The 16315-nt window shown below is 75.6% G+C and carries 11 protein-coding genes and 1 pseudogene; 2 read left to right on the forward strand and 10 right to left on the reverse strand.

The genetic code is table 11. The annotated features are described in order from the left end of the window. Positions 1–207 precede the first annotated feature (207 nt). A complete protein-coding gene (gene lepA, locus ACHZ99_RS05035; protein WP_420303090.1) occupies positions 208–2073 on the reverse strand; it encodes a translation elongation factor 4 in 1866 nt (621 codons plus the stop codon). 191 nt (positions 2074–2264) lie between these two features. On the opposite strand from lepA, the gene rpsT reads away from it, so the two are divergent. Beyond that, a complete protein-coding gene (gene rpsT, locus ACHZ99_RS05040) occupies positions 2265–2531 on the forward strand; it encodes a 30S ribosomal protein S20 (RefSeq protein WP_420303091.1) in 267 nt (88 codons plus the stop codon). A 215-nt stretch (positions 2532–2746) separates the two neighbouring features. Here the strand turns inward: rpsT and ACHZ99_RS05045 are convergent. Together ACHZ99_RS05045 and holA are read right to left on the reverse strand one after the other, a co-directional pair. Beyond that, positions 2747–3244 (reverse strand): annotated as a pseudogene (locus ACHZ99_RS05045) (FAD-dependent oxidoreductase); the annotation flags it as partial. 46 nt (positions 3245–3290) lie between these two features. Next, positions 3291–4304: a DNA polymerase III subunit delta gene (gene holA, locus ACHZ99_RS05050; RefSeq protein ID WP_420303092.1), complete on the reverse strand. Its 1014-nt coding sequence runs from the start codon at positions 4302–4304 to the stop codon at positions 3291–3293. 60 nt (positions 4305–4364) lie between these two features. Here holA and ACHZ99_RS05055 point away from each other — a divergent pair, with 60 nt between their 5' ends. Beyond that, entirely contained in the window at positions 4365–4643 is a 279-nt protein-coding gene (locus tag ACHZ99_RS05055; RefSeq protein WP_420303093.1) for a hypothetical protein, read from the forward strand. Between the two features lie 23 nt (positions 4644–4666). Here ACHZ99_RS05055 and ACHZ99_RS05060 read toward each other — a convergent pair whose 3' ends face one another. The 7 genes from ACHZ99_RS05060 to leuS all read right to left on the reverse strand — a co-directional run bounded on the left by ACHZ99_RS05060 (position 4667) and on the right by leuS (position 16240). Next, entirely contained in the window at positions 4667–5551 is an 885-nt protein-coding gene (locus ACHZ99_RS05060) for a YceI family protein (RefSeq protein WP_420303094.1), read from the reverse strand. Between the two features lie 130 nt (positions 5552–5681). Then, complete coding sequence (locus ACHZ99_RS05065) at positions 5682–6491, reverse strand: arylamine N-acetyltransferase family protein (RefSeq protein WP_420303095.1); 810 nt, start codon at positions 6489–6491, stop codon at positions 5682–5684. A gap of 247 nt (positions 6492–6738) precedes the next feature. Then, positions 6739–9480, reverse strand: a complete 2742-nt coding sequence (locus tag ACHZ99_RS05070; RefSeq protein ID WP_420303204.1) for a ComEC/Rec2 family competence protein — start codon at positions 9478–9480, stop codon at positions 6739–6741. A 199-nt stretch (positions 9481–9679) separates the two neighbouring features. Beyond that, positions 9680–10825: a helix-hairpin-helix domain-containing protein gene (locus tag ACHZ99_RS05075; protein WP_420303096.1), complete on the reverse strand. Its 1146-nt coding sequence runs from the start codon at positions 10823–10825 to the stop codon at positions 9680–9682. A 630-nt stretch (positions 10826–11455) separates the two neighbouring features. Further along, positions 11456–12310, reverse strand: coding sequence for a DegV family protein (locus ACHZ99_RS05080; RefSeq protein ID WP_420303097.1), 855 nt, complete (start codon positions 12308–12310; stop codon positions 11456–11458). Between the two features lie 113 nt (positions 12311–12423). After that, positions 12424–13188: a hypothetical protein gene (locus tag ACHZ99_RS05085; protein ID WP_420303098.1), complete on the reverse strand. Its 765-nt coding sequence runs from the start codon at positions 13186–13188 to the stop codon at positions 12424–12426. Positions 13189–13381: 193 nt separating this feature from the next. After that, a complete protein-coding gene (leuS, locus tag ACHZ99_RS05090; protein WP_420303099.1) occupies positions 13382–16240 on the reverse strand; it encodes a leucine--tRNA ligase in 2859 nt (952 codons plus the stop codon). Positions 16241–16315 lie beyond the last annotated feature (75 nt).

Genomic DNA, 16315 nt, shown 5'->3' on the forward strand with positions numbered 1-16315 from the left:
GCATCCTCCGGCCCTGCTCTTCGCTGGTAACTGGCGAGTAACCAGCAGATTAGAGGGTGACCGCGGGCGGCGTAAGGGGCTGCAAGGCTCGGATAGGTCTCGAAGCCGGGCGCGGGCGGGGCCGGCGGGCGCCGTCGCGCCGCCGGACCGGTCCCTGGGATTCCGCTTTCGCCCCCGCCGGGCGGGCCGCCGCCGGAGGCGCCGCCGCTACTTCTTCGCCTTGCTGTCGCCCTCGTCCGAGGACAGCACGGCGATGAACGCCTCCTGCGGCACCTCCACGCTGCCGACCATCTTCATCCGCTTCTTGCCCTCCTTCTGCTTCTCCAGCAGCTTCCGCTTGCGGGAGATGTCACCGCCGTAGCACTTGGCGAGGACGTCCTTGCGGATGGCGCGGATGGTCTCGCGGGCGATGACCCGGGAGCCGATGGCCGCCTGTACGGGCACCTCGAACGCCTGCCGCGGGATCAGCTCCTTCAGCTTGGCGACCAGCCGCACCCCGTAGGCGTACGCCTTGTCCTTGTGCGTGATCGCGGAGAAGGCGTCGACCTTGTCGCCGTGCAGCAGGATGTCGACCTTGACGAGCTGGCTGCTCTGCTCGCCGGTGGGCTCGTAGTCGAGGGAGGCGTAGCCGCGGGTCTTGGACTTCAGCTGGTCGAAGAAGTCGAAGACGACCTCGGCGAGCGGCAGCGTGTAGCGGATCTCGACGCGCTCCTCGGAGAGGTAGTCCATCCCGAGCAGCGCGCCGCGGCGGTTCTGGCACAGCTCCATGACCGCGCCGATGTAGTCGCTGGGGGTGAGGATCGTCGCCCGTACGACCGGCTCGTGGACCTCTTCGATCTTGCCGACCGGGAACTCGCTGGGGTTGGTCACGACGTGCTCGGTGCCGTCCTCCAGCACGACGCGGTAGATCACGTTGGGCGCGGTGGCGATCAGGTCGAGGCCGAACTCGCGCTCCAGCCGCTCCCGGATCACCTCCAGGTGCAGCAGGCCGAGGAAGCCGACGCGGAAGCCGAAGCCGAGGGCCGCCGAGGTCTCCGGCTCGTAGACCAGCGCGGCGTCGTTGAGCCGCAGCTTGTCCAGCGCGTCGCGCAGCTCCGGGTAGTCGGAGCCGTCGACGGGGTAGAGCCCGGAGAACACCATCGGCTTGGGGTCCTTGTAGCCGCCGAGCGGCTCGGTGGCGCCCTTGCTGAGCCGGGTGACGGTGTCGCCGACCTTGGACTGGCGCACGTCCTTCACGCCCGTGATCAGATAGCCCACCTCGCCGACGGAGAGGCCGTCGGCCGGGGTCATCTCGGGCGAGTTCGTGCCGATCTCCAGCAGCTCGTGCTGGGCGCCGGTCGACATCATCTTGATCCGCTCGCGCCTGCCGAGCGTGCCGTCGACGACCTTCACGTACGTCACGACGCCGCGGTACGAGTCGTAGACGGAGTCGAAGATCATCGCGCGGGCGGGGGCGTCCTTCACCCCGACCGGCGCCGGCACCTGCCGGACCACCTCGTCGAGCAGCCCCTCGACGCCCTCGCCGGTCTTCGCCGAGACCCGCAGCACGTCGCCGGGGTCGCAGCCGATGAGCCCGGCCAGCTCGGCGGCGAACTTCTCCGGCTGCGCGGCGGGCAGGTCGATCTTGTTCAGCACCGGGATGATGGTGAGGTCGTTCTCCATCGCGAGGTAGAGGTTCGCGAGGGTCTGCGCCTCGATGCCCTGGGCGGCGTCCACCAGCAGGATGCAGCCCTCGCAGGCGGCGAGGGAGCGGGAGACCTCGTACGTGAAGTCGACGTGCCCGGGGGTGTCGATCATGTTGAGGATGTGCGCGCCGCCGCTCCCGCCCTCCGCGGAGGACCACGGCATGCGGACGGCCTGGGACTTGATCGTGATGCCGCGCTCGCGCTCGATGTCCATGCGGTCGAGGTACTGCTCGCGCATCTGGCGCTGCTCGACGACTCCGGTGATCTGGAGCATCCGGTCGGCCAGCGTCGACTTGCCGTGGTCGATGTGCGCGATGATGCAGAAGTTGCGGATCAGCGCGGGCTCGGTACGGCTGGGCTGCGGCACGGTGGTTTCGGTCGCGGGCACCTAGGGGTCCTGTCGGGAGGGAGGGGCGGGTCTGCACTCGTCGCCCCCATCGTCCCATGCGCGGGCGGCCGGGGACGGTTTGGGCGGCCGTACCGGCTGCTGGTAGCCTGAACCACTGTGCCTGGACCCGGTGAGGTCCGGCAGTTCAGGTCCCACGGGACGATCACCGAACATCTTCAAGAGGCAGCTACGTGGCGAACATCAAGTCCCAGATCAAGCGGATCAAGACGAACGAGAAGGCCCGCCTGCGCAACAAGGCCGTGAAGTCCGAGCTGCGCACCGCGATCCGCCGTACCCGCGAGGCCGTCGAGGCCGGGGACGCCGGCAAGGCCGTGGAGGCGCAGCGCGTCGCCGCCCGCAAGCTGGACATGGCCGCCGGCAAGGGCGTCATCCACAAGAACCAGGCGGCCAACAAGAAGGCCGCGCTGGCCAAGCGCGTCCAGGCCCTCCAGGGCTGAGCCCTCCGGGCCGACCGCCGGGCCCCGCGAGGGCCCGCCGCCGGACCGGCCCGCGGAGGCTCTCACTCCGCGCCGGCCGCCGGACAGCACGACCCTCCCGTGCGGGAACCGGCCGGGCCCTCTACCCCGGCCACACGGACAGACCACGTAGTACGCCACGCTACGCCGATGCCCCCGGACCCACTCCGGGGGCATCGCTGTGCCGGGACCCTCGGCTACCCCATGACGCCGCCGCGCGCCGGGGCGCCGGCCGGCCGGCGCCGGGAGAAGGCGCCGAGATCGAGGGACAGGCCGGTGTACGGGCCGGTCAGCCGGGCCGGTGCGGTGTCGTGGTCCGCGCCGCTCTCGACGTGCTCGATGATCGCGCGCAGGACGAGACCGACCAGCGGCGCGTTCTTGAACTGGTTGCCGCTCGTGCCGACGGCCACGTAGAAGCCGTCGACGCCGGTGCGGTCGTAGACCGGGCACCAGTCGTCGGAGACGTCGTACACGCCGACGACACCGCGCGGCCGGGGCGGCACGCCGAGCCCGCCGAAGCGCCGCGCCGCCCGGGTCACCTGCGCCTCGAACACCGGCTTCGTCGGACGGACGTCGACCTCGTCCGGGTCGTCGGCCCACTCCAGCAGGTCGCACTCGGGCTCGGTGCCGCCGACCAGCAGCGCGCCGCCGGCCTCCGGGCGGACGGGAGCGGAGCGGCCGGTAGCCCACGCCCGCCCGGGCCGGGGGCGAGGGGGCGGCCGGGTGGGGTGGGGCGCGGGGTCAGCGGGAGCGGGCGGCGGCGGCGACGGCCACCACCGCCCGCTCCAGCGCGTACGCCGGGTCGTCCGAGCCGCCCTTGACGTCCGCGTCCGCCCGCGCCACCGCGCGCAGCGCCGCGGCCACCCCGTCCGCGGTCCAGCCGCGCATCTGCTGGCGGACCCGGTCCACCTTCCACGGCGGCATGCCCAGCTCGCGCGCCAGGTCGGCAGGGCGCATGTTGCGGGGGGCGGAGGCGAGGCGGCCGATGCCGCGAACGCCCTGGGCGAGCGCGCTGGTGAGCAGCACGGGGGCGACGCCCGTGGCCAGCGCCCAGCGCAGCGCCTCCAGCGCCTCGGCCGTACGCCCCTCGACGGCGCGGTCGGCCACCTCGAAGCCGGAGGTCTCGGCGCGGCCGGTGTAGTACCGCGCGACGACGGCGTCGTCGATCGTGCCCTCCACGTCGGCCGCGAGCTGCGCGCAGGCGCTCGCCATCTCCCGCAGGTCGGACCCGACGGCGTCGACCAGGGCTTGACAGGCGGACGGCGTCGCCTTCCGGCCCGCGGCCCGGAATTCGGCCTTCACGAACGCCAGCCGGTCCGCGGGCCGGGTGACCTTGGCGCAGTCGACCTCGCGGGCGCCGGCCTTGCGGGCCGCGTCCAGCAGGCCCTTGCCCTTGGCGCCGCCGGCGTGCGCCAGCACCAGCGTGATCTCGTCGGCGGGGGCGGCCACGTACGCCTTGACGTCCTTGACGGCGTCGGCGCCGAGGTCCTGCGCCCCCCGTACGACCACGACCTTGCGCTCGGCGAAGAGCGACGGGCTGGTCAGCTCGGCGAGTGTGCCGGGCTGGAGGGCGTCGTGGGTGAGCTCGCGCACGTCGGTGTCGGGGTCGGCGGCCCGGGCGGCGGTGACGACCTCCCGCACGGCGCGGTCGACCAGCAGGTCCTCCTGGCCGACGGCGAGCGTGACGGGCGTGAGCGGGTCGCCGCCGGCGCTCGCGCCCTTGCCGGTCCTGGGAGTACGGGTCGTCGCAGCCATCGCCGTACAGCATCCCACGCCGGTACGACATCGCCCCGCGGCCACCGGCACAATGACGGCGTGAGCGACCTGACGTACGTACTCGTGCTGCCCGACCGCGACGCCGCGGAGGAGGTGGCCGGGCTGGCCGTGGAACGCTTCGGCCTGCCCGGGGAGCCGGAGCTGATCCGCGACGCCCTGGCCGGGGAGGACGACGCGGAGGACGCGCAGTGGCTCGTCGTCATCGAGAACGGGCGCGAGCCGCTGGCGGCGGAGCTGGAGGAGCTGGCCGAGTCGTACGACGGGTGGCTGGAGGGCTCCGCCACGGTGCCGGAGGGCCCGGACGAGCCGCACGGCTGACCGGCTCCCGCGCGCTCCGCGGGTCAGCCCGCGGCGACCACCTGGATGTCCAGCTCGATCTGGATGCTGGAGCCCACGACGGCGATGCCGCGGGCGAGCATGTGCTGCCAGTTGAGGGTGAAGTCCTCGCGGTGCAGTTCGACGGTGGCCCGGCAGGCGGCGCGCAGCTCGCCCTCCATGCCGTAGCCGGTGCCGAGGTAGCGGGTGTCGAGCGAGACGGTGCGGCTGACGCCGTGGATGGACAGCGCGCCGGTGACCGTCCAGCGGGCGCCGCCGCGGTGGAGGAAGCGGTCGCTGGCGAACTCGATGGCCGGGTAGCGCTGGACGTCGAGGAAGTCCGGGGAGCGCAGGTGGTCGTCGCGCATCTTGATGTTGGTGTCGATGCTGGCCGCCTCGATGGCCACGCGCATCGACGAGTCCTCCATGCGCTGCCCGATGCGCAGGGCCCCGGTGAAGGCGTTGAACCGGCCCCGTACCCGCGCCATGCCGATGTGCTGCGCGACGAAGCCGACGGTGGTGTGCGCCGGGTCGATCTCCCAGTCGCCGGGCGGCGGGAGCTGCGGCAGCGGGGAGGGGCCGAGCGCGAGGTCGCCCAGGGAGCGGTGGGCGCCCTCCTCGACCTCGACCTCGCCGCGGTACGGGGTGAAGCCCTCGGCGTTGACGGAGAGCCGGTAGGTGCCGGCCGGGACGGCGACCACGAAGGTGCCGAACGGATCGCTCTCCCCGCTGACGACACGACGCCCGGCCGAGTCGGCGAGCACGACCTCCGCCTGCGGCAGCGGCTGGTCGACCGGGTCGAGCACGCGGCAGCTCAGCACCCCCGCGTGCGTGGGAACCCGCAGGCCGACCAGGCCGGCGCCGTGCCGGGTCGCCGTGGCCGTGGATCTGCGTCGCAGCCGACCGATCATGGATCATCCACCCCCGTGGAATTTCAGTGACTCGGGCACTCATTCGAGCATCGGTGTGGCTTTGGATGCAAACCGGGGGTTCGCCGCCGGGTTGTGACGGCTGGGGCGGGCTTGGGTCAAGTGCCGGAGTTCACCGGTCCGTTTGGTCGGTTTCCGCGTGCGGGGGCGGCGGCGGGACGCGGTCCAGCTCGATGCCGAAGTGCTCGCGGTAGGCGGGCAGGACGCGGTCCGCGGGCAGGTGCTCCTCGGTGCGCTCGCCGTCGGGGGCGGTGCGGATGAGCCGGTCGCCGCCGAGGGTGACGCGGCCGCCGTCCCCGGTCAGCCGGGAGCAGGTCAGGGAGCGGGAGAAGTGCGAGCGCGGCGAGGTCTGCTGGAACCAGGAGGTCGCCTCGAAGTCCGCCAGCGCGCGCGGGCGTTGCTCCAGCCGGTAGACGGGGGCGCCGTCGTGCAGCACGTCGAGGTCGCCGGCCGGGGCGTCGGCGATACGGAACACGCCCTCGGGGTCGGGCTGGTCGGCGCGGTCGTCGTAGCGCAGGGGGTGGTGGGCGTGGCGGCCGAAGCCGACGTCGGCGAGCAGGGGGGCGGGGTCGTCGGCGGTGCGGACGCGGAGGGCGAGGTGGTCGTAGGGCGGGCCGAGGCGGTCGTCGTCGCCGAAGACGCGGGCGGCGAGGAGCGCGACGTCGTAGCCGAGGGCGGCGAGGAGGGCGGCGAACGCGCCGTTGGCCTCGTAGCAGAAGCCGCCGCGGCGGGCTCCGACGATCTTGTCGTAGAGCGCCTGCTCCGTCAGCACGATCTCCTCGCCGAGCGCGACGGAGAGGTTCTCGAACGGCACGGCGCGGAGGTGGGCGACCTGAAGCTCGCGCAGGGCGGCGACGGTCGGCTTGGCGGGGCGGGCGGCGCCGATGCGGGCGAGGTAGGCGTCTGTCTGTGCGGAGTCCATGGCGCCTTTATCTCCCGGCGGGAGCGGCGATTACCAGGTACGGCGGGCGGAGGTGACGGGGACGGAGGATCTAGGACCGGGGAAGGGGGACGGGCGCCGCGGACGTGGCACAGGGGGCGGGCGGCGGAGCCGGCGGCGGCACTCCTGGACGGCGGGCGGGGTCGAGGGGTACGGGGTACGGCCCGTCGGGCGGGCGGCGGGAGCGGCGGCTACGGCGCCCTTCCGGCGCCCGGCGGGTGGCGCTGCCCTACTGCTTCCCCCCGAGGGCGGCGGCCGGGGTGCTGTCCTCCTCGCCGTCTCCCCGGGCGACGACGGCGACGGGACCGTGCTCGTCGGTGCGCAGCACCGCGGCTCCCCGGGCGCGCAGGGCGGCGAGGGTACGGGGCGAGGGGTGGCCGTACGGGTTGTCGGCGCCCGCGCTGACGATCGCGAAGCGGGGGTCGAGACGGCGCAGCAGCTCCGGATCCTGATACGCGGAGCCGTGGTGCGCGACTTTGAGCACGTCGACCCGGGGCAGCCGCGGGGCGGCGGTGCGCAGCGCGCGCTGGGCGGGCGGCTCCAGGTCGCCGGGGAGGAGCACGGTGAGGCCGGCGGTGCGGACGAGCAGGGTGACGCTGGCGTCGTTCGGCTCCGCCGCGGGCGGCGCCCCGGCCGCGGGCCACACCACCTGCCACGACACCCCGCCCACCCGGCGCCGCTCCCCCGGCCGCGCGCGGATCACCGGCACGCCCGCGGCCGCGGCCGCGCGGCGCACGGCGGCGGCCTGCCCGGGCGGTTCGTCGAGGCCGCCGACCTGGATGGCGCCCACCGACCGGCCGCGGAGGACGCCCGGCAGGCCCGAGACGTGATCGGCGTGGAAGTGGGTGAGGACGAGCAGCGGGACCCGGCGGACGCCGAGGTCGCGCAGGCAGCGGTCGACCAGCGCCGGGTCGGGGCCGGTGTCGACGACGACCGCCGCCCCGTCGCCGGCGGCCAGCGCGAGCGCGTCGCCCTGGCCGACGTCGCAGGCCACGAGGCGCCAGCCGGCGGGCGGCCAGCCGGTGAGGACCCGGGTGAGGGGGACGGGCCGGAGCACGGCGAGCAGCACCAGCAGGACGCAGCCGGCGCCGAGCCACCGGCGGCGGGCCACGCGGCGCAGGCCGAGCAGCAGCGGAGGGGTGACGGCGGCCAGGGCCAGCCCGCCGTACCACCCGCCGGGCCACCCGTACGTGGCACCGGGCAGCGCGGCGCCGGTCCTGGCGACCGCGGCGATCCACTCCGCCGCCCAGCCCGCGGGCGTCGCCAGCAGCTCCGCGACCGGCATAGCCGGCAGGGCGGCGGCGAGCGCGGCGAACCCCAGGACCGTGGCGGGCGCGACGGCGAACTCGGCGAGCAGGTTGCACGGGACCGCCACCAGGCTGACCCGGGCCGCGAGCACGGCGACCACGGGCGCGCACACCGCCTGCGCGGCCCCGGCCGCGGCCAGCGCCTCGGCGAGCCGCGGCGGCACCCGACGGGCGCGGAGCGCCGCGCTCCAGCGGGGCGCGAGGGTGAGCAGGGCGGCGGTGGCCAGCACGGAGAGCAGGAACCCGAAGTCGCGGGCCAGCCACGGGTCGTAGAGCACGAGCAGCAGGACGGCGCCGGCGAGGGCGGGCAGCAGGGAGCGGCGCCGGCCGGTGCCGAGGACGAGGAGGGTGATCAGGCCGCAGACCGCCGCGCGCAGGACGCTCGGCTCGGGGCGGCAGACGACGACGAAGCCGAGGGTGAGGAGCCCGCCGAGCAGGGCCGTGGCGCGTAGCGGGAGGCCGAGCCGCGGCGCGAGGCCGCGGCGCTCGGCCCGGGCGGCGAGGTGGGGCGGGCCGACGAGCAGGGCGAGGACGATCGTGAGGTTGGCGCCGGAGACGGCGAGGAGGTGGGTGAGGTCGGTGGCGTGGAAGGCGTCGTGCAGTTCGGCGGGGACGCGGGAGGTGTCGCCGACGACGAGCCCGGGCAGCAGCGCGCGGGCGTCGGCGGTGAGCCCGTCGGTGGCGTCGCGCAGCCCGCCCCGCAGCGCGCCGGCGGCACGCTGCACGTCATCGGGCCCGCGCACGACGTCCGGCGGCCCGTCGGCATCGGCCCGGAGTACGGCGCCCACGGCGCGGCCGCCGCCGGAGTCCGGCGAGACCCGCGCGTCGACCCGCACCCGGGTCGAGGGCAGCAGGCGCAGCCAGGCCCGCCGCGCGGCGTCGTCGCGGGGCTGCACGAGGAGCAGGACGGGGGTCCGGACGCGGGTGGTGCGGGGGCTGCCCGTGGCAGCGACGGGTGCGGAAGCGGGCGCCGGTGGACGGGTGGCGGCCGGGGCGGGGGCGTGAGGCGCCGCGTGGGGGAAGGCGGGCGGCGGGTCGCCGGCCGCGGCGGCCCTCGGGTCGGCGGGGGCCGCGGGCGCTGAGTCACCGGCGACGGGTGCGGGGGCTGATGCGGCGGGGGTCAGTGCGGCGGTGGTCGGTGCAGCGGGGACGGTGGGTACGGCGGCGGTGGGTGCGGGGGCGGTGGGTGCGGCGGCGACGGGGGCGGGGGCGGTCGGCGGTTCTTGCGGGGCCGGTGGGCGGGCGGTGACGAGGCGGGCCTCGGCCCGGACGAGCACGGCGGGCGGGGCCGGGGCCGAGCCCCGGACCCGCGGGCGGGTGATACGGGGGTCGGAGGTCAGCTCCACCTCGACGATTGCCTGCCCGTACCGCTCGGCGACGGCGGGCAGCGGGCCGCGGTGGAGGTCGGCGCCGTGCAACCCCGCGGCCCCCGCCCCCGCGGCACCGCAGAGCAGCACGGCGGCCCCGGCCACGCGCACCCGCGACCGCGCCGCGGTCGAGCCCGTACCGGGAGGTGGGCGCCGGGATGGGTGCGCGGGGCGCCGCCGGCGGTGCGGGCGGGCCGCGAGCAGCACCAGCGCGGCGGCCGTGGCCAGCGCGCACACCACCGGCACGGCGGCGCCGTCCCGTCCCAGCGCCAGCGCCGCCGCCGCCCAGGCGGCCAACGCCGGTGGCACCAGCCGCAGATCGGCCGGTCCCTCCGCCCGCCCGCCCGCCGCGCCGAACGGGACCGCCGCCCCGCTCCCCCGCGGTGCGTCCGCCGCCCCGCCCCGGACCCGCTCCCGGGCCCGGACCGCCCGCGGCGCCGGACGGCGGCCGGATTCCCCGGCGGTGGTCGTGGCGGTGGTGTGGGCGCGGGCGGTGTCACGGCCGGACATGGGGGCGGAGGTCCGCGAAACGGCTGTCGCCGATGCCGTTCACGTCGCGGAGTTGCTCGATGTCCGTGAAGCCACCGTTCTGGTCGCGGTAGTCGATGATGTGCTGGGCCAGCACGGGGCCGATACCGGGCAGCGCGTCGAGCTGTTCCGGGGTCGCCGAGTTGAGGCTGATCACCGCCGTCGGTCCGGCCGCCGACGCGCCGCCCGCGGCCGGTGGGCCCGCGCCGCCGGCGGGCGGCGCGGGCGGTGCGCCCGGGGCGGCCGGCGGGGGCTCGCCGACGACGATCTGCTCACCGTCGACCAGCGGCCGGGCCCGGTTGAGTCCGTCCGGCTCCGCGCCGGGGCGGATGCCTCCGGCGGCGCGTAAGGCGTCCCCGACCCGCGACCCGGCGGGCAGCCGGTGCACACCGGGCTCGCGGACCTTCCCGGCGACGTCCACCACGACCTCCGCCGCCGCGGCGCTCCCCGGGCCGGGCTTCCCCGCGGCGTCTGCGGCTCCGGTGGCCGGCGGCGGCAGGGAGCCGCGCGGCTCGGGTACCGGCACGGGCTGGGGGCGGCCGGACCAGAAGTGGTACGCGGCGAGAGCCACCCCGGCGACGAGCACCAGCACCAGGGCCGCGCACGTCGCGGGCTCCAGCCCGCACCGCAGCCGGACCCACACCGGCAGCCGCTCCCGCAACGCGACCCACCACCGCTCCCGGCGCCCCATCCCCGCCTCGCGGTCCGCCGCCGGCGGGGAAGGTGGCCCGGGAGCGCCGTCGCGGGAGACCTCGGCTTCCCACCCGGAGCCGGAACCGGGGGCGGTGGAGGCCGAGGTGGAGTCAGGCGCGGCCGCCGGTCGCTCCCGACGCCCCGTCTCCCCGTCGCCCTCCGCCTCCCGCCGGGAAGGCGGGCCGGGGGCGCCGTCGAAGGCGGCCGGCGCCGGGACGGGCGTGGGCCCCGGCTCGGGGGGCGTCGCGGCGGCGACGGGCACGCGAGCGGCGTCCCCCGCGGCGGGGGGTCCGGCGGCCACCGTCCCCGGGGCGGGCACGCCGGAGCGGCCCGGCGCCGCCGCGACGGCACGGCGGCCGCCGGCGCCCGGGACGGCAACGTGACGTACGGACGGGGGCCACGCCACCGGAGGCTCGGGCACGGGAGGCTCCGGCACCGGCGACTCGGGCACCCCCACTTCCGGCACCACCGGTTCCGGCAGCGGCGGCTCCGGCGCCGGAGCCGCCGGGTCCGCTCGTCCCGCCGGCCCGCCCTCCTCGCGACTCCGCTCGGCATCGCCCGGGGGCACACCCCACGCCCGGGTCAGGGCGGCAGGCGTCCCCCGGCGCACGTCCCCCGTCGCGAGCGCACCTGGCCGCTCCGCGTCGCCCCGGCGTCGCGGCGGCGCGGGCCCCTCCACCTGGCCCCGGCGGGCCGGGAAACGCGGCGGGTCCTGGCTCGACCAGCGTGGCAGGGGTGGCGGGGAGGGGCCGTTCGGCGGTGGGTGGGACCGCGGGGGCGTGAACATCGTCGTGGCGCGGTCCCGCACATGCTCCCGCGGCGTGCGGGCGGCCCGCGGGCTCCCGCCCGCCGCCGCTGGCCGCCGCGGCCGCCCCGGGCCCGCCCCGGCCTCGCTCCCGCGCGGCGGGCGCCGCCGCCACTCGTGCCGCCCCGGTCCCCTGGTCTCCGTACGTGCGCTCATGACCCGAAGGTACGAGCCCCGCCCCCACCCCCGATGATCATGGTCAATTCCTGTGGACAACCCACCGGTTGTGGATACGCGGCACCGGGCCTACCCGGCGTCCCGCCGCGACACCACCGCTCCCAGCAGCCCCGGCCCCGTGTGCGCCCCGATCACCGCGCCCACCTCGCTCAGGTGCAGCTCCCCCACTCCCGGCACCCGCTCCCGCAGCCGGTCCGCAAGCTCCGCCGCCCGCTCCGCCGCCGCCAGGTGGTGAACCGCGACGTCCACCCGGCCCTCCGCGGCCCGGTCTAGCACCAGTTCCTCCAGTCGCAGGATCGCCCGGCCCGCCGTGCGGACCTTCTCCAGCAGCTCGATCCGCCCCCCGTCCAGCCGCAGCAGCGGCTTGACCGCCAGCGCCGAGCCCAGCAGCGCCTGGGCGGTCCCGATCCGGCCGCCCCGCCGCAGGTAGTCCAGGGTGTCGACGTAGAAGAACGCCGACGTCCCCTCCGCCCGCCGCTCCGCCGCCGCCACCGCGTCGTCCACCGTGCCGCCCGCCTCCGCCGCCTCCGCGGCGGCGATCGCGCAGAAGCCGAGGGCCATCGCCACCATGCGGGTGTCCACCACCCGCACCGGCACCGGCGCCTCCTTCGCCGCCAGCACCGCCGCGTCGTACGTCCCGGAGAACTCCGCCGACAGGTGCAGCGACACGATGCCCCGCGCGCCCGCCTCCGCCGCCTTCCGGTACGTCTCGGCGAACCGCGCCGGGCTCGGCCGCGAGGTGGTGACCGGGTGCCGTTTGCGCAGCGCCTCCGCCAGCGAACGGGCGGAGATCTCGGTGCCCTCCTCCAGCGCCCGGTCGCCGAGGACGACGGTCAGCGGGACGGAGATGATGCCGTGCCGCCGCATCGCCTCGGGCGGCAGATAGGCCGTGGAATCGGCGACGATCGCGACATCGGGGGACATGCCCAAGACACTACTGGGCGCGGCGAACACCCCGCATCCGAGGGCCCGCACGGCGCGTACGGGCCAAGGAGTCCGCCGAGGTCAGGCGACCCGCCGCGGGGCGCGGTACGCCGCTAGGCCGACTCGGGCTTGCGCAGGTTCTCGATCTTCGACAGCAGCGCCTGGAAGGCGTCCTGTCCCTCCGGTCCGGCACCGGGCGACAGCGCCGGCTGCTGCTTCGGCGACCGGTTCTCCGCGTCCTCGGGCCGGGGGTCCGGCGCCGCCGGCCCCGCGCCGCTCCCCGCCGCCGGCGCGTCGGCCGCCCGCTTCTCCGCCGCCCGCTCCTCCGCCGGCGTCCAGTGCCGCAGCGCCCCCGTCTCCAGGTCGATCTGCGTCGTCAGCGCGTCCAGCCCCTGATCGTCCTCCGCCGTGTGCCGCGCGCGGTCCTGCGCGGCCCAGCGCATCGAGTTCGCCGACTGCGCGATCCGCTCCGCCCGGCTCCGCAGCTCCGGCAGCCGCTCCGCGACGCGCGACTTGTCCGGCTCCCGCTCCAGGTGCCGCAGCTCGCCGTCGACCTGGCGCGCGTACTCGTGGAGCCGGTCCAGCAGGCCGATCGACTCCCGCAGCCCGGGGTCGCCCGCCACGGCGTGCTCCAGCTCGCGGCGGGTGGCGTCGATCGCGTTGCGCAGGGAGAGCCGCAGGCCCGCGATGTCGCCGGCGGGGCCCGGCTGCACCGCGCGCCGGGCCTTGAGCGTGGTCTCCTGGACCGTTCTGCGGGTGTCGGCCACGGTGCGTTCGACGCCGCGCTTCACCGCCCGCGTCGCCTTCACGGTCACGACCACGCCCGCCGCGACACAGAGCACGAACAACAGCGCCAGCAGAGCGACGACGACGTCCATGAGGTCTGCATCCCTCCATCACGGTCCGCGCTTGGGGCCGGGCGGCCCGGGAAGCTGCCCGGAAAGCGGTCTTCCTTCCAGCCTACGGGTACGGAGGGGCCGGGCGGCCCCTCCGGCCCCCGGCCCTTCCCCGAATCGTCCCTTAGGGAACGCCCCCGACGCCCCAACGCCCCCCGTACGACCTCGAAGGCCCTCAGATGACGACGTTCACCAGCTTGGGCGCCCGTACGATCACCTTCCGGACCGGCGCCCCGTCCAGCGCCCGCCGCACCGCCTCGTCCGCCAGCGCCGCCGCCTCCAGCTCCGCCTCCGCGATGTCCGGCGACACCTCCAGCCGGGCCTTGACCTTGCCCTTGACCTGCACCACGCACGTCACCGTCTCGTCGGCGACGTACCGCGGATCGGCCACCGGGAACGCCTCGTAGACCACCGTCGTCCCGTGCCCCAGCCGGCGCCACAGCTCCTCGGCGACGTGCGGCGCCAGCGGCGCGACCAGCTTCACCAGCGCCTCGGCGACGCTCCGCGGCACCGCGCGCAGCTTGGTGACGTGGTTGTTCAGCTCCGTCACCTTCGCGATGGCGGTGTTGAAGCGCAGCCCGGCCATGTCCCGGGTGACCCCGTCGACGGCCTTGTGCAGCGCCCGCAGCGTCTCCTCGTCCGGCTCCTCGTCCACGACGGTGACCGCGCCGGTCGACTCGTCCACGACGTTGCGCCACAGCCGTTGCAGCAGCCGGTACTGCCCGACGACCGCGCGGGTGTCCCAGGGCCGGGAGACGTCCAGCGGGCCCATCGCCATCTCGTACAGCCGCAGCGTGTCGGCCCCGTACTCGGCGCAGATCTCGTCCGGCGTGACGGCGTTCTTCAGGGACTTGCCCATCTTGCCCAGCTCGCGCCGGACCTGCTCGCCGCCGTACCAGTAGCCGCCGTCGCGCTCCTCGACCTGCGCGGCGGGCACCGGGAAGCCGCGGGCGTCGCGGTAGACGTACGCCTGGATCATGCCCTGGTTGAACAGCTTGTGGAACGGCTCGGCGGACGAGACGTGCCCCAGGTCGTACAGCACCTTGGACCAGAAGCGGGCGTACAGCAGGTGCAGCACGGCGTGCTCGGCGCCGCCGACGTACAGGTCGACGCCGCCGTGCGGCTTGTCCTCGGCCGGGCCCATCCAGGCGCGCTCGACCGCGGGGTCGACCAGCCGGTCCGCGTTGTGCGGGTCCAGGTAGCGCAGTTCGTACCAGCAGGAGCCGGCCCAGTTGGGCATGGTGTTGGTCTCGCGCCGGTAGCGCCGCGGGCCGTTGCCGTCGCCCAGGTCCAGGGTGACGTGCACCCAGTCCGCGTTGCGCGACAGCGGGGTCTCGGGGCGGCTGCCGGCGTCGTCCGGGTCGAAGGTGCGCGGGGAGTAGTCCTCCACCTCCGGCAGCTCCAGCGGAAGCATCGACTCGGGCAGGGCGTGGGCGACGTCGTTCTCGTCGTAGACGATGGGGAAGGGCTCGCCCCAGTAGCGCTGGCGGCTGAACAGCCAGTCGCGCAGCCGGAAGCTGACGGTGCCCTCGCCGACGCCCCGGTCCTCCAGCCAGGCGATGATCTTCCGCTTGGCGTCGGCGACCTCCAGGCCGTTCAGGTCGACGCCCGGCCCGGCGGAGTTGATCGCGGGGCCGTCGCCGGTGTACGCCTTGCCGTCCCAGTCCGCGGGCGGCTGCACGGTGCGGACGATGGGCAGTTCGAAGACCTCGGCGAACGCCCAGTCGCGCGCGTCCTGTCCGGGTACGGCCATGATGGCGCCGGTGCCGTAGCCCATCAGTACATAGTCGGCGATGAAGACGGGGACGCGTTCGCCGTTGACGGGGTTCACGGCGTACGCGCCCGTGAACACGCCGGTCTTCTCCTTGGCCTCGGCCTGCCGCTCGACGTCGGACTTGGCGGCGGCCTGGACGCGGTACGTCGCCACCGCCTCGGCGGGCGTGGCGTGCCCGCCGGTCCACACCCCGTGGGTGCCCTGCGGCCAGCCGGCCGGGACGATGTCGTCGACCAGCGGGTGCTCGGGCGCCAGCACCATGTAGGTGGCGCCGAACAGGGTGTCGGGGCGGGTGGTGAAGACGGAGATGCGGGCGTCCTCGTGCTCCCCGACGGGGAAGTCCACGCGGGCGCCCTCGCTGCGGCCGATCCAGTTGCGCTGTTGCAGCTTGATGGCCTCGGGCCAGTCCAGTTCGTCCAGGTCGGCCAGCAGCCGGTCGGCGTAGGCGGTGATGCGCATCATCCACTGGCGCAGGTTCGCCTTGAAGACGGGGAAGTTGCCGCGCTCGGAGCGGCCGTCGGCGGTGACCTCCTCGTTGGCCAGCACGGTGCCCAGGCCGGGGCACCAGTTGACCGGCGAGTCGGAGGCGTACGCCAGCCGGTAGCCGCTCAGCACCTCGGCGCGCTCGTCGGCGGGCAGCTCCGCCCAGGGGCGGCCGTCGGGCGTCTCGCGCTTGCCGGTCTCGAACTGCTCGACCAGGGTGGCGATCGGGCGGGCGGCGTCGGCCTCCTCGTCGTACCAGGACTCGAAGATCTGCAGGAAGATCCACTGGGTCCACTTGTAGTAGTCCGGGTCGATCGTGGCGAACGACCGGTCCGTGTCGTGGCCCAGGCCCAGCCGGCCCAGCTGGCGGCGCATGGAGACGATGTTCGCCTCGGTGGTGACGCGGGGGTGGGTGCCGGTCTGTACGGCGTACTGCTCGGCGGGCAGGCCGAAGGCGTCGAAGCCCATGGTGTGCAGCACGTCGTGGCCCGTCATGCGCTCGTAGCGGGCGAAGACGTCGGTGGCGATGTACCCCAGCGGGTGGCCCACGTGCAGGCCCGCGCCCGAAGGGTACGGGAACATGTCCATGATGAACTTCCGGGGCCGGTCGGACGGCGCGGCCGTGTCCGCGGCCGTGTCAACCGCGTAGGTGCCCTCGCGCGCCCAGAAGTCCTGCCAGCGTGCCTCGATCTCGGCGGCAAGGGCCGCGGTGTAGCGGTGCGGGGCCGTCGCCGGCACGGTCCCGGTGGCGGCGGCGGTCGTCGTCTCGCTGCTCATCGTCCTCAAAGCTCCTGGTGGTCTCTGCCTGCGGCCGGATGCGGAAACGAAAAATCCCCTCGCACAGGAGGGGAC

The organism is Streptomyces sp. MAR4 CNX-425 (genome assembly GCF_048656465.1).
Taxonomy (GTDB): Bacteria; Actinomycetota; Actinomycetes; order Streptomycetales; family Streptomycetaceae; genus Streptomyces.